Below are 22,957 nucleotides of genomic sequence, written 5' to 3' on the forward strand. Positions count from 1 at the left end.
ATTTATAGTCTTAGAGAGGGATTGCGTTCATCATGATTGAGGAATTGATAGTGGTCGAAGGGAAAAATGATGCCCATGCTGTGCGAAGGGCTTTAGGGGCTGTGGATATCCTGTGGACAGATGGTTATGGGTTAACCCAGGAAAAATTGCATTTTATTGCAGAGGCGGCGCAACGGCGCGGAGTTATCGTCTTTACAGACCCTGATTCCGTTGGGGAGCAAATCCGCGAACGGATTAGTCAGAGAGTCCCGAGTGCCAAGCATGTCTATCTCGCTAAGAAAGATGCTCGCTCGAAAAATGATGATGATATCGGGGTTGAAAATGCGCGGCCTGAGGATATCCGTCAGGCTTTTAATAAGATCAGAAGTGGTTCCCCCGAGTCTGGGCAGGAGAAGAGCGGTCAGAAAGATATACAAATGGCACAGATCACCTTTCAAGCGAATGATCTGTGGGAGGCTGGTCTGGTTGGGTCAAAGGACTCCAATCAGCGACGCTTGGCAGTAGGCAAGTTATTGGGGATAGGGGATGCTAATGGCAAGCAGTTTCTGCGGCGGTTAAATCTTTTTGGCATTACCCGTGAGGAGTTTGCTAAGGCAGTAAAGGAGGCAAGACATGGAGAACGCAGCTAATTATACTCGGCGTCTACAGAAGAGCGGAGCGAAGGCCCGCAAATCCTTAGGTCAAAACTTTCTGATCGACGATCGGATTATCGAGGAAATCGCCGCAGTAAGTGTTGGGGATCCTGAGCAACCGATCGTAGAGATTGGACCGGGGTTAGGTGTACTGACCCGCGTCTTGGCAAGGAAGGCTGAAAAGATATGGGCAGTGGAGCTCGATCGGGAAAAAGTGACCCTTCTCCAGCGAGAGCTGCAAGGCTTACCTGTGGATATCTTGAATATGGATGCCCTAAAGCTGGATTTAACGACAATTTGGGGTGATCAAAAAGGAGTTCTCGTCGGCAACCTCCCCTATTACATTACGAGTCCCCTTCTCATGCATTTTCTTGAGCAGAAAGACTCTCTGCAGAGTATGGTGGTTATGGTACAAAAGGAAGTAGCTGATCGCTTGATCGCAAAGCCTGGGGGCAAGGACTATGGAATCCTTTCCGTGGCGGCGCAGATCTCTGCCCAAGGAGAGAAGCTTTTTGAGGTTCCGCCCCAGGCATTTTGGCCGGCCCCGAAAGTTACTTCGGCAGTAGTTCGTTTTAATCTTCGTCCTTATCCGGGCTTACACGTGTCAGAAAAGGATTTCTTCCGAGTGGTTAAAGCCTCCTTTAGCCAGCGGCGCAAGACCTTAGGAAATTCCTTAGCCGGCGGGCTTAGCTTGGATAAAAAAGTGGTGATTGAGATTCTAGCTGAGGCTGGCATCGATCAGCAACGGAGAGCGGAGACCCTGAGCATTGAGGAATTTCAGGCGGTGACGGAAGCCGTTTTAAATAAATCAGGTCATACCTAAGTTTAAGATATAAGGGTTAGTTCAATAATATAAAAGCGCCTACGTAAGCAATGAAGTGAAGTGCAACGCAGGCGCTTTTTCTCTTATTCTAATTATTTCTGTGCTTCTTCTTCGGGAGTGGGAATGCCCAGAATCTTTCCGGAATGGTCTTTGCCTAAGAAGAAGTTTGACCAAGAGGAGGTCTGGTAGAGATCCCAATTAGCAGGAGGAATATGGTGAGAATCTAGGTCTCCTTCTTCACCATATTTCTTTAAGCGGGCATAGGCCCTGACATAAACACATTGCTTTTCGTTGGGATAGACTTCACACCAGCCTTGATAGCTACCTCCACAGGCACCATTGCGTTGGTTTTTAGGACATTGGGACATGGGGCAAAGATAGGCTAATTCAAACATGGCACAGTCACCACAGTCTTTACAGTCATTAGTGATAACTTTGGCGAGATGTTCAAGGCTATGCTTGCGATTGTCTTTTCGTCCTTTATAAATCTTCCGCATGACAGGGAAGAGGTTCTTATTGGGGGTGAAGAGCATGCTGTGCATCATACGCATACCGCTGTAGGCTACCCCAACAGGGGCATCAAGAGGTAAACTCTTTCGATTGACAGGGGTAGAGGTGTTAAGACCGGTCTGGGGGTCCTTTTCATAATAGTAGAAACCATTAGGCATGGGGTAATCAAACTCTGGAATGAGGGCCATCCACTCCTTGCTAAGTTCCTCACCCTTAGTAATGATATATTCCACTTGCTCGTATTTAAGATTATGTCCACCGATATGCACCCCGCTAAAGCCCATACCTTTCATGAGGGCGTACATCTTGGCAGCTCTTAGCAAGCGGGCGCTAAGGCCTTTATCCTCGGCACCGCGTTCCTTGTCTATTTCAGCTAGGAGTTTGTCCGTCACCACGCAGCCGGGTAGCTGATTCTGGTTCATGATTCTGGCTGCACCGAAGGGAAGAACATAGATGTTACCGACCAAGGGAACATTCAAATTATTAAGCTTCATAAACTGCAAAACTTCGTGAATTTTACGGACGTCATAGCCAAGCTGGGTGACGATGAATTGCGCCCCGCTAGCTACTTTCTTTTTCAATTTATAATATTGGACCATGAGCTCTGCCTCGGTTGCTTTAAAGGGAGAAACAGCAGCACCGGAAAAGAAATCACTAGGTTGGTGATAAGACATCCCTTTAGGTCCCGGAACGCCTAAACCTTCATTCATCTGGGTGATGAGTTCTAGGGTGTGAGTGGGATCAAGGTCAAAGACCGGCTTGGGACGACCTTGAAAGCCTGAGACAGTATAATCCCCAGTCATCACAAGAAGATTGCGGACCCCAGCTCGATCAAGTGCATAGAGTTGACTTTCCATCTGATTACGGTTCTTATCCTTGCAGGTAAAGTGTACCAGAGGTTCAATTCCCAGCTTGAGAATCTCTTGTCCTAGATAATCAGCGAGAATGGCGGGGTTTCCCCCAGGATTGTCCGTAATGGTTAGGGCGTGCACCTTACCACCCTGGGCTGCCTGCTCAGCCGCGAGCAAAGCATTTTCTTGAGCCTTTTCCCGTGCTCCTCTCCCCGGAACCAATTCCCATGTAATGGAGAGAGTATTAGGGTCCAATAAAGATTGCTTAAAACGGTTATCCATACTATCCCTATCCCTTCTCTATCTACTTTTCCACCATAACCATAGAAAACTAACTTTTACTCCTCCTTCCGAGCAGAATAAACGAGCGATAAAAATAGGCCATCCTAATTGTATAACAATTTGGACTATTCTTTCAATTAAAAAATTATCGGCCAAATTTCAGAGTACAAAATAAAATTATCACAAAGAATTAATCTAGTAGAGATGCAAGCATCCAGATTTAAATCTCTATCCAAAATATTACACTACTTACATTATCTTTTCAATCAGAATCAAGTAGGCAATCGCCCATCAACCACATTTTAATAATACCATAGGACTTTAGGGCTATAGACATTTAAGATAATAAAGTGTTAATATATTTAGAATTGAAGAATCTAATAGTAATATTTGTAATATCTTAGGGATAAATAGCGAGTCTTGTATTGCAAATAGACAAAGGAGATAGTCGTGTCTAATGGTCTGGCCATTAGACACCCTATAATCAAAGTGGGTTATCCTCTATACTATTAGTTTTTTAGATCAGAGTGAGGAATGGAGTGCCAAGAGGGGTGGATACCATCCTTAGAGACGAAACTAAGAAAGAGGTAAGAAGAGTGAAAAGTATCAGAACACGTTTAATCATCGCATTTCTCATGGCAACGGTGTTGATGGCCGTGGTCATAGGTGGCTACAATATATACAGCCAAATGACAAACTCCGAAAAGAATCTGCAGGCCTATCGAGATACCCTATTTGCGGAGTATGACCGAGGAATTAAAACGGATGTCGAGATTGCCATAAGCCTAATCGATAAGGTATATAAGGAACAACAAGCATTTCTGCTCACCGAGGAAGAAGCCAAGGCTAAGGCCGCTGACCTAGTAAGGGAGCTACGCTTTGAAGGAGAAAATTACTTCTGGATTGATACCACAGAGGGCGTTAACGTGGTTCTTCTAGGTAGGGATACAGAAGGTAAAAGCCGGATTGAGGCAAAAGATCCTAATGGGTTTGCTTATGTAAAAGATGGTTTCATTAAAAACGGAATTCTAGAGGGCGGAGGCTATTCTGATTATGAATTTGCCAAACCTAATGAAACCGAGCCTACTCCCAAAAGAGGCTATACCCTGGTATTTAAACCCTATGGTTGGGTTGTGGGTACAGGTAATTGGGTGGATGATATTAATATAAAAGTTACTGAAAGAGAGCTAGTATATCAAGAGCAATTGACAAAGGATATAACGAAAACAGGAGTGGTCATGATTATTGGCCTTTTGATTGTCGTTGTTTTTGCGTTTTGGATGAGTCAAAAGATTGCGAAGCAAATTCAACGGGTCGCTCTTGGGGCCAAAGAGATTGCTCAAGGAAATCTAAAGATTGATAAGATTGCAGTCGGTTCTCAGGATGAATTAGGCCAGCTGGCTCAAGATTTCAACTCAATGACTGAGAATCTCACGGACTTAGTAAAGCAGATTTCCCAGGCGGCAGAACACGTGGCTTCTTCATCCCAACAATTATCTGCAGGAGCCGAACAATCTGCTCAAGCATCGAACGAGGTTGCCGCAGCAATTACTGAGGTTGCCCAGGGTACTGAAAACCAGATGAATGCTGTGAATCAAGTGGCAGCAGTCGTGGAAGAAATGGCAGCAGGAATGGATCAAGTTTTGACCAATACTGAATATGTTGTTCGTTCCGCTGAGGGCACAGCCCAAGCAGCGAAAAAAGGCCAAGAATCAATTCATACGACCATCGATCAGATGGATCATATCCAAAAAGCGGTTAACAATAGTGCTTCTCTAGTGGAACAGCTCGGAGTCCGTTCTCAAGAAATTGGTCAGATTGTGGAGACCATTGCCGCGATTGCCGATCAAACGAATCTTTTATCCCTCAATGCAGCTATCGAAGCCGCGAGAGCCGGCGAACAGGGACGAGGATTTTCTGTGGTAGCTGAGGAGGTTCGTAAGTTAGCTGAGCAATCCCAAACAGCTGCCAAACAAATCGCTGATTTGATTGGGGGAATTCAAAGCGATACTGATAAAGCTGTAGAAGCAATGAAGTATGGAACCCAAGAGGTAGAGACAGGGGCTAAGGTGGTAACACAGGCGGGGAGTGCCTTTGAAGAAATTGCCCAGCTTATTCAAGAAGTCACTGAGAAGGTTAGAGGAATGTCTCAGGAGATTGCACATATTTCACAAGGTAGCGAGCAGATTGTTTCCTCCGTCCGTGAAGTAGACCAAATCAGCAAGTCGATTGCAGAACAAACTCAAAATGTTTCTGCCTCTACGGAAGAACAATCCGCATCGGTAGAGGAAATCGCTTCTTCCAGCCAAGTTCTAGCCAGAATGTCTGAGGAAATGGAACAAGCCCTAAGGAAATTCAAGCTATAAAAGTTATTGAGTTAGAATAAAAACCCAATGCCGAGAATAATGGCAAGCAAAATGGGTTGATGAATTAAATAGATTTCTAAGGAGTGGCGGCTGATCCAAGTAAAGATTGGGTCTGCCGCTCTTTTTCTAACAGAGGTTTGGGTAGATGGAAGGATCAGATAACGATAACCTAGAATTCCTAGGAAGGTTGCCCCGCTATAGGGAAACAAAGGATAATAATCCATAGTGGAAAAACCAGGATACATTAGGCCTAAGGGAAGCAGTAAGTGCGTATCTACAACTAGACCTGAGAAGTAAACCCCTACAGCAAAAGCGAGAACAGTGGCTAGAATGAGAAAAGAAGGTGCTAGTTTTCGTAACAGCGGGTAGAGGAGCATCATTACCCCTAAGAAGTGAAGAATCCCAAAGCGGACATACTGCTCTGGAAATATGATATAAGTCACCAAGGAAATGATCATTCCCCAAAAAAGCACGCGAAGCCCATTCTTTATGGGTCGGTGGCTAAAACCACCGCTCAGTCCGGAGAGGAACATAAACAGAAGAGCCGCAGTTTTACCGACTATAAACCAAAAGGGAGCATCCACATCTAGATTAAGGGTGGTCCACTGATCTAAATCATAAACCAAATGATAAAGAATCATTAATGCAAGGGCTAAGGTTCGTAGGTAGTCAATTTCCAGAACGCGTTTTTGGGTCAATTTCTTCACCATCACTTCAAAACTTGAATAGATAAGTAAGGCCTGTCAACTCTTTGACAGGCCTTATTTTGCGAAGACAATGTCTTCGGGTTTTTCTCTATTATATCAGGTAATATGACGAACACCAAGAAACAGAATCAATAGTAGTCAACCACTAATCCAGTCGGAATTTCTCGGAATAATTAGATGCTTTTCACAATAGGAATGAGAGGCGTTTAAAGATTCTGCCCAAAGCTGGAGTAGATCGAACCGTCGATCGGGGTGATAGCCTAACATTTTGTGCTTCTCTAGGGAGCGTGTGACCTCTTGGTCTCGGGCAAGAGTCAAACCCATGACGCAATCCCCAATAATAGTCTCGGCAATAAGACGAGCATGACAGCGGTGTTTACGGGGCGATTTGAGATCCTGATGGCGGATCGAGGTGGCCACCTTAACATTGAGATTATAACGCTTTGCAAATACTAAGGTAAGGGGAGGAATAGCAATAGCTTCAGGAGTAATCAGTCCAAGGGCTTTAGCGGATAAAGCATGGGGGCCATGGGTGGGTGTGGCATTGCCTAAGGTCTGAAAATACCCTAACTCCTTATTCAAGTTGCCTCGAAAGCGGAGGACAAGCTTAGCAAGCTTGGCGCGGTTTGTGATGTAGGGATAGCAATTGGTTAAGGCCACATCCGTGCCTTCATCTAGAGCGGTTAGCAAGTCCAGAAGCTCTGCATAAACATTTCCTGAAATATCCCCATCCACAAAAAGGACACCGGGAGAGTTTGTGGAGCGGGCATAAAGGGCACCAATCGCACGAGGCACATCAATGCCCAGTGGCTCAGCAAAATAAATGGTATGAATTCGTTGATCGGGGATAGTGCGGGTCAAATCAAGGGTCCGATCCGTACAACCATTCAGGACCAAAATAATGCGTTGAATGGGCAATCTCAATACCGTAGCCAGGACCGCGAGAATGCTTTTTTCTTCATTGTGAGCGGGTATGACTACATCATACATGCTATCCCTCCTTAGGGAAGCTTTACTGATTTAAGACGTTTTCTCTATATTTATATGCCGTTTTTTATGTTCGGTCATAGGATATAGAGAAGAGTCAGGAAGGAGGTCGCAAATTTTGAAAGTTGGCGACATTGTGGCTAGACAGTCCCATAAACAAGATTTGTTTTTCCGCATTGAGCAGATCATGTTGGTCAAGGGGGAACGGGTTGCTATTTTAAAGGGGATTAATCTTCGGCTGATTGCTGATGCCCCTCTTCACGATTTGGTCGAGAAGAATCCTACTGAGGTTGCACATTACCAGCGCAAGGATGACCAGGATATATATAACAAACTGAGGTTTGTAGTTAATCAGCGTAAATATGTTCAGGAAGCACAGGATGAATTCTACGAAATCCCAGGTCGGATTCTTCATCTTGATGGCGATGAGGACTATCTGAGTCAATGCATTAAGACATATCAGCAGCTGGGACTGGAAGCTAAGGGAATCTGTATCTCCGAAGCAGAGCAACCGAAAAAAATTAGGCATATACTCCAAGAAAATCCCACGGATATTGTGGTGCTCACAGGGCACGACGGGTTTTTAAAGGGTAAAAAGGATTTTAGGAGCCTTGATAGTTATCGGAGTTCACGCCATTTTGTGCAATCCGTCCTCGAGGCTCGCCGCTTTCAGCCGAATCGGGATGCTCTGGTTATCTTTGCGGGGGCTTGCCAATCCAATTACGAGGCCATTATAAGCGCAGGAGCAAACTTTGCCTCCTCCCCCAAACGCACCTTGATTCACGCCTTTGACCCTGTCTTTATCGTTGAGAGAATCGCATTCACTCCCATCGATCGTATGGTGTCCCTTAAAGAAATCATCCAGCACACAGTCACTGGAACGGATGGTCTGGGTGGAATAGAAACCCGGGGTCAGCTCCGCAAAGGATATCCGAGAAGCCCGTACTAATCAAATGGCGCCTGCATTGAAAAATGCAGGCGCTTTTACATGCAAGTTAAAACTTGAAAAACATGACCCAAGGATTTTGATTTACAAAAGAGAGCGACTTCAAAGCGAGCAGGATGCCAAACTTCGCGAAAAGCATGCAGCGGAGTCGAATTGGAAACAGGACGTTTCCAACCAGCTACGAGCCAGGAGGCGATTTAGCTGGGCATTCGACAGAGCGGAGTGCTTGAGCGATTAGTTTGGCACCGCGCAGCTTTCTTAGCGAACGATGTAAACAAAATCCTGGAGACAAGCTCTCAAGCTTCCCTACTCAGTAATAATTACCGGCGTTCCTACCCCCACCTGATTATAAAGAGCCTCCACTTGATGATTATGCATACGAATACAGCCTAAGGATGCCTGAGTACCAATGCTAGAAGGCTTGTTGGTGCCGTGAATCCCATAGTCCGGGAGAGATAGGCCAAGCCAACGGGATCCAAAGGCTCCTCCGGGGTTCATGATTTTTGTGGCAACCGCATAACTACCGATTGGGGTGGGTGTGGCATTTTTACCTACAGCGCAGGGATAGCTCGCTAAGAGCCGGTTCCCGTCATAGAGCTCCAACTGTCGTGAAGAGCGACGAATAATAATTTTTCGTTGGGGTATTGGATTCATGGATGTACCTCCTTCTCGTTTCTTAAAATAGTTTATGACTAGCGAGAGTAAAGGTTAATTTGTATAATCTTAGTCACTTGTGGCGGAGAATAACTAAAGATTAAGATCGCATGAGATAAAAAAGGGAGGAATTCCATGAAACATTATGTGGAGGGTAAACTTTTGATTATCGGTGGTGCCGAAGATAAAAAAGGAGAGTGCAAAATTCTGAAGCGATTCATACAAGAGGCCGGTGGCAAGGAAAGTCACTTGGTGGTCTTGACTGCGGCTACTGAATTACCGGAACAGGTAGGTGCGGAATATAAGGAGATCCTTCTAGGTTTAGGAGCAGCGGAGGTTGAGGTACTCGATATACCTGAACGTCTTGCGGCCAACGGGGAATCTATATCCCAGGAACTACAAAAAGCCACCGGGGTTTTCTTCACCGGGGGTGATCAGCTGCGCATTACCGGGGTTTTGGGAGGAACCCGCCTGGGGAAAACCCTGCATCGCCTTTATGAACGTGGGGTAATTATTGCTGGGACAAGTGCAGGGGCCTCGGTAATGTCCGATACCATGATTGTCGGTGGCGAAGCCGGTACGGCCAAAAAGGACACCCTGACCATGGCCCCCGGTCTAGGGCTGCTCCATTCCGTCGTTGTGGACCAGCATTTTGCCCAAAGAGGTCGCATTGGACGCTTGCTGACAGCAATTGCCCAAAATCCCTACGTCCTAGGTATTGGTATTGATGAAGATACCTCAATCCTTGTCTATGCCGATGGACACTTTACTGTGGTGGGCAGTCAGACGGTGACTGTAGTGGATGCTTCACCCTCCATCGCCAGCAATGTATCAGAAGTGTCTCCGGGACAGGCCCTCGTACTTACTCCGGTTCTTATGCATGTCTTAGCTGATGGGTATAGTTTTGACTTAAAACGGCGTATTTCAAGCATGACTCCTGTTTAAAAGCTGAAAAAGCTATGAAGAGGAATATTGTACAGGAAAAAGGTAAAAATATTAAAGATGTACTTTTCCCATGGGCTGAAGGAGGACAAATAGCACAATGGAGATACTGAAAATCCAAGCGATCCCGGGTGCGAATGTGTATAGCTATCGACCGGTAATCCGGGCCGTTGTGGATCTCCAGGAATGGACAGAACGAACAAGCGACACCCTTGGCGACTTTAATACCCGTCTAGTTCAATGTTTACCCACGTTATACGAGCATTATTGTTCCCGAGGCAAACCAGGAGGATTTCTGGAACGGTTGAAAGAAGGAACTTTAGTCGGACATATTATCGAGCATGTGACCATAGAGCTGCTCACACGAGCAGGACAGAATATTCCTTATGGGAAAACCCTATGCTTACCGGAGAATCCGGGTCAATATGAGATTATTTTCAATTATGACTCCTTGGAAGGAGGAGTAGAAGCATTTAAGCAAGGTTATGAGCTTGTACTAGAACTGCTGTCTGGATCAAATCCCAATGTTACCCTGCGGGTGGAAAGAATCATGAAGGTGATCCTGCAGCATGAGATAGGCTCATCCACCCGAGCAATTATGGAGGCGGCTAAGGGAAGAGACATCCCGGTCATGCGCTTAAATGATAGTAGTCTATTGCAGCTGGGTTACGGTCGTAATCAGAGGAGAGTCCAAGCGGCTATGAGCCATCAGACCAGCTGCATCGGTGTCGATATTGCATGTGATAAAGGTTTAACCAAAAAGCTCCTGTATGAAGGGGGGATCCCCGTCCCACAGGGTATTATTGCCGAGACCGAGGATGAAGCAGTGGAAGGGTATCGGCGCTTAGCGCAGCTTGTCGTCGTTAAACCCTATAATGGAAATCAGGGAAAGGGAGTAACGCTGAAGCTCAAGACTGAGGCAGAAGTTCGAGCGGCCTTTCGAGTAGCTCAAACCTATGGGGATCGGGTAGTCATTGAAGAATATATTGAAGGAAAAAATTATCGGCTTCTCATTGTCGATGGTAAGATGGTGGCTGCAGCAGAGCGAATCCCAGCTCATGTGCTGGGGGATGGAGCTTCTACGATAGAGGAGCTCGTTCGGCAGGCTAATGCTGACCCGAAACGGGGAGAAGATCATGAGAAAGCTCTCACCAAAATAAAAATTGATCCGGTTGTCTTAATGACCTTAACCCAGAAGAACCTTACCCTTGCCACAATACCTACTGAAGGCGAGGTTGTCTATCTACGGGATAGCGCCAACTTGAGTACAGGAGGAATCTCTGTCGATGTAACGGATCGTGTTCATCCCGATAATGCAGCTCTGGCAGAGTATGCGGCACGTATCGTCGGGTTAGATATTGCCGGAGTCGATCTGGTTCTTGAGGACATAGCGCAGTCTTATAGGGAGCAAAGCGGAGCGATTATTGAGGTGAATGCGGCGCCCGGGCTGAGGATGCATCAATCACCGACAGTCGGGAAACCCCTCGATGTGGGGGAAATGATTGTCGATCATGTGATGCCTGCAGGAAATGGGAGAATTCCTATTATCGCTATTACCGGAACCAATGGCAAGACCACAACTACCCGAATGATAGGGAAAATGCTTAAGGACCGCAGCCTAAGTGTGGGTATGACCACGACTGATGGGATTTATGTAGGGGGCAAGCTGCTTCTGAAGGGGGATACCACCGGTCCGGAAAGTGCACGGATTGTTCTTAGACATCCGGATGTACAAGTTGCCCTTTTAGAAACTGCTCGCGGCGGGATCCTCAGAGCTGGGCTGGCCTATGATTACGCGGATGTGGCGGTCATTACGAATGTCGCCAATGACCACCTCGGTCAGTATGGGATGGAGAGCCTTGAGGATATTGCCCACGTGAAAAGCCTCATTGCGGAAGTTGTTCGTCCTCATAGCTATGTGGTCTTGAATGCTGATGATCCACGAGTGGTCTCATTTGCTCGAAAGACGAAAGGTAAGGTCATTTTCTTTAGTACAGAAAAAGATAATCTTACCCTGCGCAAGCACTTAGCTGTGGGGGGGATTGGTGTTTTCGTTAGACGGGGGAATATCCTGCTATGTCAAGGGGATCAATCCCATCGTATTTGCGGAATTAAAGATTTGCCGGTCACCTGGAATGGCCGAGCCCACCATAATATCCAGAATGCCTTGGCAGCTATTGCGGTAGGCTGGGCCTTAGGCCTTAAGGCCGAGGGAATTCGCACATCTCTCATGGCGTTCACCTCGGATTCGGAGTGCAACCGGGGACGGTTAAATTCTTATGTGCTTAACGATATTCAAGTCTTTATCGATTATGGCCATAATGCATCTGGGATTAAAGCGATCTCAGAAACCCTGCGAAAGTTCAAGGCACCGGCAGTTGTTGGTTGTATCACAGTGCCTGGGGATCGACCGGATGCTTCTATTCGTGAGGTGGCAAGAGTGGCTGCCCGTGGCTTTCATCGTTTAATCATTCGCGAGGATCGAGATTTACGCGGACGCCGACCGGGGGAAATTGCCGGGATTCTTATGGAGGAAGCCATCGCTTCAGGAATGGATCCTCGCAAAATTTCTGTCGTTCTCCCTGAGCGAGAGGCCTTTTGCCATGGTTTAGACACCTGTGCAGCAGGTGAGATTTTCGTGATGTTTTATGAGCATTTAGAGTCGATTGAAGAGGAAATCACCCAGAGGTTGAAATGCAGTAAACTAACTGATGAAGGGTTTTTGGAACTGGCTAATATAGGAGGTTTTTAAAGCAAGCTTTGAATAAACTGAGTTACTAAACAGTGCTAAACAGTTGAAAGACTGCTAAAAGGTAATAAGTATGCTCCCCTTGGCGACGGATCGAGGTCGATCCGGCTAAGGTGGAGCATATTTTTACATTTGTGGATACTAAAAGACCTTAAATCCACAAAAATTTGGCAAGAGACTAGAAGAATGCCGGATTTTTGGGGTATAATAAGTAAAAATAGTTATCGAACGTTCGGAAAGGAAGGCATGATGAGTCAGAATCAGGTTGAATTGTTCGCTTATGCCAAAATTAATCTCGCCCTAGCCGTTACGGGGCGTCGCTCTGATGGCTATCATGAATTGGAAAGCGTTATGCAATCCATTGGCTTGTCTGATCGGATTCGGATCACCCTAACCGAGAGGGGTATAGAGTGCTCCTGTGGTGAGTGGAGTGGACCTGAAAACCTCGCTTATCAGGCAGCACGGGTTTTTCTGGCTGGATTGAACACAACCTCCGGTATAAAAATAGAAATAGAGAAAAATATCCCTGTTCAAGCAGGGTTAGGGGGAGGCAGCGCAGACGCAGCTGCAACTCTATATGCTCTCAATCATCTGTTTCAAGAACCGTATTCCTTGGAACAACTTAAGAGTCTGGCCGCCGGCTTGGGTGCAGATGTGGCCTTTTGCTTACAAGGTGGGACCCAATGGGCCACCGGGGTCGGTGATGTATTAAAGGATTTACCCCTAGCACCTCGAATCCATTTGGTAATCGTTAAACCGTGGCAAGGGGTGAATACAGCCCTAGCTTATCGCACTTTTGATCAGGAAAGTAAGTTTACACACTTATCTTACGAAGAGTGGCGGAAGGCTTTAGCATTGAAGCAAGCGGAAGCCCTGGCACCATTGCTTTATAATGATATGGAGCCTGCCTCCATGAAGCTTCTCCCGGAAATAGCTCGCATCAAAGAAGATTTACAGAAGGAAGAAGGGTGTCTGGGCGCTTTAATGTCCGGCAGCGGCTCAGCGGTATTCGGGATGTTTCAATCCTCTGAACAGGCACAAAGAGTTGTCGGTTCGTGGCAAGATAAAGAATGCAAGGTTTGGGTAACGCATACTGTGGAAAGGGGACATTGTCATGGGTAGAAAACTTGTACCGGTTAAGCTTGATAGTTACAAGCCCTTAAGAGAGATTGTGTTTGAATCATTACGGGAGGCTATTATCAATGGAGTTCTTGAGCCCGGTGAACGCTTGATGGAAATCCAATTAGCTGATGAGATGGGAGTCAGCCGTACTCCTGTCAGAGAGGCTATTCGAAAATTGGAACTGGAGAATTTTGTGGTCATGATTCCTCGCAAAGGGGCTTATGTGGCAGGAGTGTCCCATAAGGACGTAGCCGATGTTTTCGAGATACGCTCAGCACTAGAAGGTTTAGCGGCGGGGCTTGCGGCAGAACGTGCTACAGATGAAGAGATTGAACAGATGGAGCGCTTCCTTCTTTATCATGAAGGGGAGGAAATGAGCTTAGAGCAGATTGTGACCTCTGACACTGGTTTTCATGCATTAGTCTATAAAGCGAGCCGTAATGAGCGTTTGGTTCAGATCCTCGACAATTTAAGAGAGCAAATTCAGCGCTTTCGCGCTACCTCTCTTTCTGTCCCCGGGCGTCTGAAGGATGCTATCGATGAGCACCGCGGGATTGTCGAAGCTCTAGCTCGCCATGATGTGGAGGAAGCCCAGGTGTTAGCTAATGCTCATATCGTGACAGCAGAGAATGTTATGTTTGAAGCCTTGCGGCTCTCTCGTGAACAAGAAAAAGCTCTGGAGGCTGCTCAAGCTCATCCTGAGAAAGAATAGAGGTTAGGCTCGTGGATAAGATGAAACGTGCTGAGCGTATGGTCGCTGTGATGCAGGTGCTCATGTCAAAACCAAATATGCTGGTCCCGTTAACCTTGTTGGCGGAACGATTTGGTGCCGCAAAGTCAACCATCAGTGAAGATCTGCTGGCTGTGAAAGAGAGCATGCGTTATACAGGCCAAGGACGTTTAGAGACGGTGTCCGGTGCTGCCGGTGGGGTACGCTATATTCCCGAGATTAACTCAGAGGATGCGAACGAATTCCTAGTGGGCCTAGCTGATCGGCTAAGTTCACCAGACCGCGTCTTAGCGGGGGGATTCTTGTACATGACCGATCTTCTCTATGATCCCGCGATTCTGCGTCCCCTAGGGCTAATTTTTGCGGGAGCATTCCGCGAGAAAAAACCGGAAGTGGTAGTTACCATCGAGACGAAAGGGATTCCCTTAGCGTTGGTTACCGCTGAAGCTTTAGGCCTACCCATGATCATTATTCGACATGGCAATAAGGTCACAGAAGGAACAGCGGTGAGTATCAATTATGTCTCCGGTTCTTCAAGAAGAATTCAGTCCATGTCCTTAGGGCGAAGAGCCTTGGAGCCGGGTCGGAAAGTTTTGCTGATTGATGACTTTATGAAGGCTGGTGGGACTGCCTTAGGGATGATGAATTTATTGAAGGAATTTGGAGCTGATGTGGTTGGTTTCGGCGTCCTCATGGAGACCCCTCGGGAAAGCGAGCCGAAGCTGGTGGATCATTACTTATCCCTTCTTCAATTGCGGGAGCTCGATCCCTACAAGGGAGTCGTTCGAGTCATTCCTCAGGAGATTATGTGAGGTTAGATTTCCCATAGAGGAGATCTAAAAGATATTTGTGTAAAAACGCATAATAATGAGGATGACTCGGGATATAGGTTGGATTTTGTCCAAATTTCGCCCCAAATGTTAGAAAATAAGAATTTTTCGCTTAAAAGAAGGAGTTTTTTACCATATAGAGAATATGTTTTGTAAGTATATCGTTGGTCACCGGGATGAGAAGGGTGGTGATTCATAATGAACATTACTGATGTACGTGTCCGGAAGGTGAATGTTGAAGGTAAGATGAAAGCCGTTGTTTCTGTTACTTTCGACAATTCGTTTGTCGTCCACGATGTAAAAGTTGTGGAAGGGACAAATGGACTGTTTGTCGCTATGCCAAGCAGAAAAACTCCGGAGGGAGAATTCCGTGATATAGCACACCCTATCTCTTCAGCTGCTCGAGAAGTGATACAAACTGCAGTATTAAAAGCTTATCAAGAAGCAATGTAAAGATAATCAGCCTTGGGAAGAAAGAGATCCTATCTTAGGGTCTCTTTTGCACATATTCAAAGATTATTGGCCTCTTGGGTTATGGAAAGGAAGCAAGGCGAAATAAAAAGAGGAATTTGATGCTTTTTGACGAATAAAAGTTTTTTGGGGAGTTCAATATAATATAATGTATAATTAGGGTAAACTATGAGTGGAGGCGAAGATGGATGCCACATTGGGCTGCAGTAATCATGGCTGCGGGCAAAGGGACGCGAATGAAGTCTAAGTTGCCAAAGGTCATGCATTTGCTTGCCGGAAAACCAATGCTCCAACATGTCATAGATAGTGTACGTTCTGTTCAAATACCAAGGACGATGGTGATTCTCGGCCATGGTCGGGAACAGATAGAAACTGCTTTGGACAGAGAGGTAGAGATTGTTGTTCAGGAGGAGCAATTAGGAACTGGACATGCTATTATGCAAGCTATCCCCCATTGTCATGAGGTTGATCATATTATTGTTTTAAGCGGCGACCAACCTTTAATTCGTCCGGAAACCCTTGAAAGGTTGATGGAAATTCATCGCTCAAGTCAGGCGGCGGCTACCATATTGACGGCTTCCTTTGCGAATCCTTTTGGCTTAGGCCGGATTATCAAAGAGGGTGATGCGTTCTTGCGGGTGGTAGAAGAAAAGGATGCTACTGCCGAGGAGCGACAGATTAAAGAAATCAATACAGGAACCTATTGCTTTAATGTTGCCAAGCTTAAAGAAGCTTTAAATAATATAACCCCGAAAAATGCTCAAGGGGAATATTATTTGACAGATGTTTTTGCCCTATTCCATGCGCAGGGAGAACTGATTCGGACCTACTGCACCGAGGATGTTCATGAAGCTCTTGGCATCAATAGTCGAGCTCAGTTGGCCATAGCAGAAGATGTGATTCGCCAACGCATTCTGACATATTGGATGGAGGAAGGGGTGACTCTCATTGACCCTCCTTCAACCTTTATTGAAACCGGAGTTGTACTTAACCGAGACATTATCATCCAGCCCTTTACTATTCTTAAAGGGAAGACCCATATTGAAGAGGATGCAGTGATTGGACCCCATACCACTCTAACGGATTGTACCGTCGGCGTAGGATCGGAAGTGTCCCATACGGTGGGCAATCAGGCCATCATCGGCAACCGTTGCACTATCGGGCCCTTTGCTTATCTTCGTCCTGGAACCATTTTAGAGGACAAAGTCAAGGTTGGAGATTTCGTAGAGATTAAGAACAGCAGGATTGGCGAAGGCTCAAAGATACCTCATCTGAGCTATGTGGGAGATTCACAGGTTGGTAAATCTGTGAACATAGGAGCAGGAACCATTACCTGTAATTATGATGGGGTGAATAAATCAAAGACCATCATTAGGGATAAGGCTTTCATTGGGAGCAATACTAACCTGGTGGCCCCCGTAGAAATTGGTGAAGGGGCTGTAACCGGAGCCGGATCGACCATAGCCAAAGATGTACCGGCTCATACCTTAGCGGTAGAACGCAGTACCCAAAGACATATCGAAAATTGGGTTCGAAATAAGAAATAATAGGGGGATATTTGGGATGTCAGTCAAAGAGTTAAAAATCTTTTGCGGGAATGCCAACCGAGCATTAGCGGAAGAAATTGTTGATTATCTGGGGGTTCCGCTGGGAGAGGCGAAAGTGAAACGCTTTCAGGACGGAGAAACAACCATCGCCATTGATGAAAGCGTCCGTGGAGCCGATGTCTTTGTGGTACAGCCTACCTGTAATCCAACCAATGATAACATCATGGAACTCTTGATCATGATTGATGCTCTCAAGAGGGCTTCAGCCAGCCGCATCACTCCGGTTATTCCTTATTATGGATATGCACGACAAGAACGCAAATCCAAGGCCCGGGATCCCATCACAGCGAAGCTGGTGGCCAATCTGATTACCACAGCAGGAGCCGATCGGGTGGTTACCATGGACCTACATGCCCCGGCTATTCAAGGCTTCTTTGATATTCCGGTAGATCATCTGCCGGGTGTGCCCATCCTCGCGGAATATTTTAAGGTCAAAGGACTGGATAATGTGGTCGTCGTCTCTCCGGATCATGGCGGGGTGCAACGGGCACGAAATCTGGCCGAACGAATCGGAGCGCCCTTGGCTATTATTGATAAACGCAGACCGGAGCCTAATGTATCAGAGATTATGAATGTTATTGGTGATATTGAAGGCAAGCGCGTGATTATGATCGATGATATCATCGATACAGCTGGGACCATCACCCAGGGAGCTCAAGTGCTGATGGATCGCGGGGCCATTGAAGTCTATGCCTGCTGTACTCACCCGGTATTATCCGGCCCAGCCTTCGAACGCTTGGAGAAATCAGTGATTAAAGAAGTTATTATCACGAATACTATCCCCGTACATCCAGAAAAAATGATCCCCAAGATTAAAACGCTCTCCGTTGCCCCCTTGTTGGGTGCAGCCATCGTACGAATTCATGAGGATCTTTCCGTAAGTAAATTATTTAGTTAAGCCAATCCCTATCCCCTGGGTCTTATCCCAGGGGTTCTTTTGTGGTCGGGACTTGATCCGCCACTTGGGTTGAATCCGAGCAGATTTCTTGGGATGCCGCCATCCCAAAGTCATTCGTGCAGGGATCAGAGGAATCCGACTCGGCCACAGGGGAGGGCTCCATGACCAGAGTAATAGGGTCATCGGCGCGAATGGCTTCCGGTAGGGAGTCTGCATTTTCATCCTCAACCGGAGCCGTGGCTACAGCATCGACGATATCCTTACCTTTGTTTTTCCCTTTGTTCTTACTTTTGTTTCTGACTTTTTCTTTATCTTTGCTGAATATCTTACTGATTGTATTGGTTGTACCCGTAGCTAAGTTAGATGTAGAGTGCAGAATGGATTTAAAGGTGTCGCTGATTCCTTTGTCAGCGACCATTAAGTTGCTTTCACAGCCTTTTTGAGCCACGATGGCATCTTGACCGATGGTAAGGACATAGTCGGCATCCAGTAGGCCTTTGCCACTGAAGAGTCCTTCCAGTTTGCCGCCGGAGATTTCCAGCTGAGTGATTTGGCCAGTTTCCGGATCGACATAGAATTCTTCTACGACCCCGAGGGTTTTGCCGCTTTGCGTAATGACGCGGGTACCGATGATGGTTAGTTTTTCCTTGATGAGGCTTAGAATCTCAGGTAAGCTGGCTGATTTTTCGACATAAACGCCCTTGTCGATGGTAATGGCATCTTCCCCCACGCTAACGACTTTGGCATAAGGAATGATGCGCTGGTCCTTGAAAAATCCCTTGGGATCGATGACTAAGGCGGCTAGGGATTTGGAATGGGAATCAATGACCAGGCTTTTTACATATCCGATATGCTGTCCTTCGCTTAGGGAGACGATCGGTAGGGATAGAAATTGTTTACTCGGTTTCAATCGTAATACCCCCTTATTTATGTGCAAGAACATAAGAATCATGCTATCATCAATGTATTCACGGGATGTCTACAATATGCTTAGAGGAGTGGAGATTCATGAAGCTCATCGTAGGTCTCGGTAATCCAGGAGTGCAGTATGCAGAAACCCGGCATAATGCGGGTTTTCTCCTGCTGGATTGCTTAGCCGAAGAATTAAACTTAGATTTTCGTTCCAAGTTTCAAGGCTTGGTCTCAGAAACCCAAATTGGAGGGGAGAAAATCTATCTGCTTAAACCCCAGACTTTTATGAATTTGAGTGGCCGTTCGATCCGGGAAGTGGTCCAGTTCTATAAGATCGCGCCCCAGGACATCTTAGTAATCTATGATGACATGGATTTGGCCGTAGGCCGTTTGCGCTTAAGGAGTTCGGGAAGTGCCGGCGGACATAACGGGATTAAGTCCACGATTGCCGAGCTGGGATCGGAGGACTTTTGGCGGCTAAAGGTGGGTATCGGTAGACCCCCGACCGGTTGGGATTCGGCACGTTATGTGCTGGCGAGCTTTGCCAAGGAGGAAATACCGGTGCTTGAGGAAGTGTTGGACAAGGGGATGAAGGCGGTAACCCTGTGGGCTAAGGGCGAAGGAGATAAGGCCATGAATGAGTATAACCGGTGAGACAAGGGGTCAAATCCCTTGTCTCATTTTTATAAGATAATTTTTAATTTATAAAAGTGAAATGAAAACGGTACGCGAGTTTCTCTAATAGATAGGAAGGGGGGCAGACATGAGTATCTTTGGAGCACAAGGAGTTAATAAAACGGCTTATGTGGCTTTTATCACAGAATATAAAAGCATTATGTATCGCATTGCTTTTGGATATCTCGGAGATGAAACAAAGGCCCTAGACGCAATAGATGAAGCCGTTTATCTTGGATATGTTCACAGAAAAGAATTGAGAGAGACCAGTTTTCTCAAGACATGGCTTACTCGCATCCTAATCAATGAATGCTATCGCATCTTGAGAAAGATGAAGAGAGAAGTGACCATGGATGTCCTGCCAGAGCAAGGGCAATCTTACTCGGAGGGCACGTTAACGATCAAGATGGCTGTACAAGTCCTGCCGGAAGATCTTAGAAAGGTCATTGTGCTTCGCTATTTTGGTGGATATACCATTGCAGATACTGCCGCTATATTGGCAATCCCTGAAGGGACGGTAGCCACTCGTACACGAAACGCTTTGAAGCTCTTAAGAGTAGAGCTGAGTGAGCAGGAAGGGGGAGAGTAGTTTGACAGATAATGACCAGGAGAATTTAAAAAGGGGCAGGCACGACGTGGAGCAAGAATGGCAGGCTTTTATAGCAGAAGCAAATGTGGAGCCTGATGGTTTAGGATTTGTGGAAGATAGATTGGAGAAAAGAATGGGTCAAGGCAGGAGGAAAAAGAGAGCGTTATATAGCACTCTCTCGACAGCTGCAACGGCACTATTGCTTATCTTTTTGGTCAATACTAATTCTGCATTTGCACATACAATGTCAAATATCCCGATTATCGGCCAATTAGTTGAGTATATTCAGTTTGATAAAAGCCTTAGCCAAGCCATTGAAAACGAATATATTCAGGAGGTGGCGCTGACCGCCTGGGATGGAGTAGAGCAGTTATCGCTACCTTATGTGCTTGCTGATGAAAAAAATATGGTGCTCTTTTTTCAACTTCCAGATGACTTTGAACTGGCAGACAATGAGTGGGCTAATATAATCCTAAGGGATATAATTGATGAAAGCACCGGAGATAAAGTCGAAGGCTTTAGTTACTCTACATCTAGTTTGTCCCAAGAGGGGAAAGCCGAAAACCATGGTTTCATCATGCAGCAGTATCACTTTGCAGAAGGCAAAGTACCTGAATCAATTTCTCTTAACGTGCTCTTGGAGATTGAAATCCTTCCTAACGAAGAGAACGCTGTGCAGGTTGGAGAATTTGAAGATGATGGTCATGAGCGAGATATGAAAGAAGTGGGGACATTTGCCTTCCAGGTCAAGTTTGAGGAGCTTGCTGAGCCAATCGTATATGAATTTCAAGAGAATTTCAGCATACACGGGCAGACAATAACGCTTGAAGAAATGAAAGTTTACCCTACTGGAACTGAAGTGTCCTTTACTTTTGCCGACGAGAATACAGCCTGGGTCAAAGGGTTGAACTTGGCTGTCGAGGAAGATCGAGAAATAGTGATCAAAGGAAGTCATGGGATTAGTGCTATGCATAAAGAAGATTATAGCGGAATGAGTGTCTTTATCGAGTCGAGTTATTTCAATAAGCCAAAGGAACAGGAGCTTTTGATTCGAGGGCTGCGCCTATTGGATAAGGAAGACGAATTTATTACTGTAGATATGGAGAAGAAGACTATAACCCCGGCTATTGAGGGAATGGAGCTTAAAGAAGTCAGGAAAGTAGAAGGAAAAGCAAGCTTAGTTTTTGCAACAAAGGTCAGGGAAGATGATGGCTTTGGAGTATTTGATTTCGAGTATCGGGATGAAGGAGGGAATACCTATTTGCTGAAAAGCGAGGGTACCTCATCGCCTCAAGATTCTTGGATGGAAACAAGAATTACTGTAGAATATCCGGAGAGCGGTAAAGTTATTTTACAAAGAACATTAACCCCTATGCTCACTCTGGAAGAGCCAATTAGAATTAAGCTTCCTCAGCGATAATCTCTTAAGGGTTTTGACAAATAAAGAGGACCTCGCCGACTGTTTTGAACGAATCGGCGAGGCCATGTATAGACATAATCGGTCTTAAGCCTTTGTCTCGAAAATATAGGAAATTACCTTTATGGCTTGATCGATGGATTCAACGGTTACGTTTGCCTTTTGGGAAAGCTCTTTTATAGGGTGATGAAGTGCTTCGGGACGAATGATAATAAGAGGTTTATTCAGCGCAAGGGCAGTGCTTGCATCCATAGCTGTATTCCATTGGCGATATTTATTCTCTCCGAAATGGGCAATGACCAAATCGGATTTACCTAAGAGAACCTGGGTTCTTAGGTTGTTAATCTTGGAAGCGGCTTCATCGCGAAGGATAGGATTGGGTTGGGTTCCGAGAACTTGTTCACCGATTATATCTGAATAGTCATGATCCTGCATTGGACCGACAAATTCGATGGGTAGATCAAGTGCAGTAGCCTTTTCCTTAAGCTCTTCACGCCATTGTGTGTGGATTTCACCGGCTAGGTAAACTACAAGGTTCATTCTAATGTACCCCCTAGGTTAATTATTTCCTATCCAATTTAGCTCACTTAAGCTTAAAAGTAAAGTTTGGTTCGATTATCATCTATACAGAAGGGAGATAATATGATGGTATTTATATGTTATACGCGCTGCACGACCTGTCAGAAGGCGAAGAAATGGCTGGAGGAAAAGGGTATCACCTTCGAAGTGCGAGATATTAAGGGTGACAATCCGACCTTAGAGGAATTACGTCAGTGGCATGCTGCGAGTGGCTTGCCCTTGAAACGTTTCTTCAATACCAGCGGTCAGCAGTATAAAGCTCTGAATCTTAAAGACCGTCTTGCCACCATGAGCGAAGACGAGCAGTTTGCTCTTTTAGCCTCCGATGGGATGTTAGTAAAGCGTCCAATTTTGGTAGATAAGGATTTTGTAAGAGTTGGCTTTAAAGAGGAAGAATGGGCGTCTTTAATGTAATAAGTTCCTATGAATAACCCTGCACCTCCCAGGCAAACCTATCCCTAGGAGGTGTTTTCATGTTGGTTATGAGAGTTTGTCAGGTCTGTGATCAAGTCTTGGGGGAGTTAGAGCTGGATGACTTGACCTCGGGACAGCAGGACTCTATAATAAATATCACTGGGAATGTGGCCTACGCTCTTTGCCCAGATTGTATGAGCGAACTAGAAGTCCAGGACTATCGGCGGTTAAACTAGACTGTTCACAAAGTTTCACTGAGACTGT

At 45.9% G+C, this 22,957-nt stretch carries 23 protein-coding genes; 17 read left to right on the forward strand and 6 right to left on the reverse strand.

Features of this window, described 5'->3' with window-relative positions; translation table 11 throughout:
* Positions 1–32: 32 nt before the first annotated feature.
* The gene (gene rnmV, locus DESDI_RS00195; RefSeq protein ID WP_015260621.1) at positions 33–629 is read left to right on the forward strand and encodes a ribonuclease M5; all 597 of its coding nucleotides are present in this window, start codon (positions 33–35) and stop codon (positions 627–629) included.
* The gene (gene rsmA / locus DESDI_RS00200) at positions 613–1,455 is read left to right on the forward strand and encodes a 16S rRNA (adenine(1518)-N(6)/adenine(1519)-N(6))-dimethyltransferase RsmA (RefSeq protein WP_015260622.1); all 843 of its coding nucleotides are present in this window, start codon (positions 613–615) and stop codon (positions 1,453–1,455) included. Before rnmV ends, rsmA begins: the two co-directional genes overlap by 17 nt.
* 92 nt (positions 1,456–1,547) lie before the next feature.
* Here the strand turns inward: rsmA and DESDI_RS00205 are convergent, their stop codons facing one another.
* Positions 1,548–3,098, reverse strand: a complete 1,551-nt coding sequence (locus DESDI_RS00205; RefSeq protein WP_015260623.1) for a methylenetetrahydrofolate reductase C-terminal domain-containing protein — start codon at positions 3,096–3,098, stop codon at positions 1,548–1,550.
* Between the two features lie 596 nt (positions 3,099–3,694).
* Between DESDI_RS00205 and DESDI_RS00210 the strand changes: the two genes are divergently transcribed.
* Positions 3,695–5,464 carry a methyl-accepting chemotaxis protein gene (locus tag DESDI_RS00210; RefSeq protein ID WP_041219170.1) on the forward strand — a complete coding sequence of 590 codons (1,770 nt, stop codon included), beginning with the start codon at positions 3,695–3,697 and terminating at the stop codon, positions 5,462–5,464.
* Positions 5,465–5,475: 11 nt separating this feature from the next.
* On the opposite strand, the gene DESDI_RS00215 is transcribed toward DESDI_RS00210, so the two are convergent.
* Both DESDI_RS00215 and DESDI_RS00220 read right to left on the reverse strand, forming a co-directional pair.
* Entirely contained in the window at positions 5,476–6,174 is a 699-nt protein-coding gene (locus DESDI_RS00215; protein WP_015260625.1) for a heparan-alpha-glucosaminide N-acetyltransferase, read from the reverse strand.
* A gap of 135 nt (positions 6,175–6,309) precedes the next feature.
* Positions 6,310–7,161: a glycosyltransferase gene (locus DESDI_RS00220; RefSeq protein ID WP_015260626.1), complete on the reverse strand. Its 852-nt coding sequence runs from the start codon at positions 7,159–7,161 to the stop codon at positions 6,310–6,312.
* Positions 7,162–7,273: 112 nt separating this feature from the next.
* Here DESDI_RS00220 and yabG point away from each other — a divergent pair, with 112 nt between their 5' ends.
* On the forward strand, positions 7,274–8,107 hold the full coding sequence (gene yabG, locus DESDI_RS00225) for a sporulation peptidase YabG (RefSeq protein ID WP_041219171.1): 834 nt from the start codon (positions 7,274–7,276) through the stop codon (positions 8,105–8,107).
* A gap of 303 nt (positions 8,108–8,410) precedes the next feature.
* Here yabG and DESDI_RS00235 read toward each other — a convergent pair whose 3' ends face one another.
* A complete protein-coding gene (locus tag DESDI_RS00235) occupies positions 8,411–8,758 on the reverse strand; it encodes a L,D-transpeptidase (RefSeq protein WP_015260628.1) in 348 nt (115 codons plus the stop codon).
* Positions 8,759–8,893: 135 nt separating this feature from the next.
* Here DESDI_RS00235 and DESDI_RS00240 point away from each other — a divergent pair, with 135 nt between their 5' ends.
* The 8 genes from DESDI_RS00240 (at position 8,894) to DESDI_RS00275 (ending at position 18,107) form a co-directional block, all read left to right on the forward strand.
* The gene (locus DESDI_RS00240; protein WP_015260629.1) at positions 8,894–9,703 is read left to right on the forward strand and encodes a cyanophycinase; all 810 of its coding nucleotides are present in this window, start codon (positions 8,894–8,896) and stop codon (positions 9,701–9,703) included.
* Between the two features lie 97 nt (positions 9,704–9,800).
* Entirely contained in the window at positions 9,801–12,452 is a 2,652-nt protein-coding gene (gene cphA / locus DESDI_RS00245) for a cyanophycin synthetase (RefSeq protein ID WP_015260630.1), read from the forward strand.
* Between the two features lie 246 nt (positions 12,453–12,698).
* A complete protein-coding gene (gene ispE, locus DESDI_RS00250; RefSeq protein ID WP_015260631.1) occupies positions 12,699–13,571 on the forward strand; it encodes a 4-(cytidine 5'-diphospho)-2-C-methyl-D-erythritol kinase in 873 nt (290 codons plus the stop codon).
* On the forward strand, positions 13,564–14,283 hold the full coding sequence (locus DESDI_RS00255; protein ID WP_015260632.1) for a GntR family transcriptional regulator: 720 nt from the start codon (positions 13,564–13,566) through the stop codon (positions 14,281–14,283). Before ispE ends, DESDI_RS00255 begins: the two co-directional genes overlap by 8 nt.
* Before the next feature lie 11 nt (positions 14,284–14,294).
* Positions 14,295–15,113: a pur operon repressor gene (gene purR / locus DESDI_RS00260; protein WP_015260633.1), complete on the forward strand. Its 819-nt coding sequence runs from the start codon at positions 14,295–14,297 to the stop codon at positions 15,111–15,113.
* A 216-nt stretch (positions 15,114–15,329) separates the two neighbouring features.
* Positions 15,330–15,584 (forward strand): septation regulator SpoVG, encoded by a 255-nt coding sequence (spoVG, locus tag DESDI_RS00265; protein ID WP_015260634.1) that lies wholly within the window; start codon positions 15,330–15,332, stop codon positions 15,582–15,584.
* Positions 15,585–15,790: 206 nt separating this feature from the next.
* Entirely contained in the window at positions 15,791–17,149 is a 1,359-nt protein-coding gene (gene glmU / locus DESDI_RS00270) for a bifunctional UDP-N-acetylglucosamine diphosphorylase/glucosamine-1-phosphate N-acetyltransferase GlmU (protein WP_015260635.1), read from the forward strand.
* Between the two features lie 16 nt (positions 17,150–17,165).
* Positions 17,166–18,107 (forward strand): ribose-phosphate diphosphokinase, encoded by a 942-nt coding sequence (locus tag DESDI_RS00275; RefSeq protein WP_015260636.1) that lies wholly within the window; start codon positions 17,166–17,168, stop codon positions 18,105–18,107.
* Positions 18,108–18,129: 22 nt separating this feature from the next.
* Here DESDI_RS00275 and DESDI_RS00280 read toward each other — a convergent pair whose 3' ends face one another.
* Positions 18,130–19,017, reverse strand: a complete 888-nt coding sequence (locus tag DESDI_RS00280) for a PRC-barrel domain-containing protein (protein WP_015260637.1) — start codon at positions 19,015–19,017, stop codon at positions 18,130–18,132.
* Positions 19,018–19,115: 98 nt separating this feature from the next.
* On the opposite strand from DESDI_RS00280, the gene pth reads away from it, so the two are divergent.
* From pth to DESDI_RS00295, 3 genes are all read left to right on the forward strand, one after another.
* Positions 19,116–19,673, forward strand: a complete 558-nt coding sequence (pth, locus tag DESDI_RS00285) for an aminoacyl-tRNA hydrolase (RefSeq protein ID WP_015260638.1) — start codon at positions 19,116–19,118, stop codon at positions 19,671–19,673.
* A 109-nt stretch (positions 19,674–19,782) separates the two neighbouring features.
* Positions 19,783–20,283, forward strand: coding sequence for a sigma-70 family RNA polymerase sigma factor (locus DESDI_RS00290; RefSeq protein WP_015260639.1), 501 nt, complete (start codon positions 19,783–19,785; stop codon positions 20,281–20,283).
* A 1-nt stretch (position 20,284) separates the two neighbouring features.
* Entirely contained in the window at positions 20,285–21,703 is a 1,419-nt protein-coding gene (locus tag DESDI_RS00295; RefSeq protein ID WP_015260640.1) for a DUF4179 domain-containing protein, read from the forward strand.
* 84 nt (positions 21,704–21,787) lie between these two features.
* Here DESDI_RS00295 and DESDI_RS00300 read toward each other — a convergent pair whose 3' ends face one another.
* Complete coding sequence (locus DESDI_RS00300; RefSeq protein ID WP_015260641.1) at positions 21,788–22,240, reverse strand: YtoQ family protein; 453 nt, start codon at positions 22,238–22,240, stop codon at positions 21,788–21,790.
* A gap of 105 nt (positions 22,241–22,345) precedes the next feature.
* On the opposite strand from DESDI_RS00300, the gene DESDI_RS00305 reads away from it, so the two are divergent.
* Together DESDI_RS00305 and DESDI_RS17980 are read left to right on the forward strand one after the other, a co-directional pair.
* Positions 22,346–22,693, forward strand: a complete 348-nt coding sequence (locus DESDI_RS00305; RefSeq protein ID WP_041219583.1) for an arsenate reductase family protein — start codon at positions 22,346–22,348, stop codon at positions 22,691–22,693.
* 59 nt (positions 22,694–22,752) lie between these two features.
* Positions 22,753–22,929, forward strand: a complete 177-nt coding sequence (locus DESDI_RS17980; RefSeq protein WP_015260643.1) for a hypothetical protein — start codon at positions 22,753–22,755, stop codon at positions 22,927–22,929.
* Positions 22,930–22,957: the final 28 nt, after the last annotated feature.

The sequence above is a fragment of the Desulfitobacterium dichloroeliminans LMG P-21439 genome, assembly GCF_000243135.2.
Taxonomy (GTDB): Bacteria; Bacillota; Desulfitobacteriia; order Desulfitobacteriales; family Desulfitobacteriaceae; genus Desulfitobacterium; species Desulfitobacterium dichloroeliminans.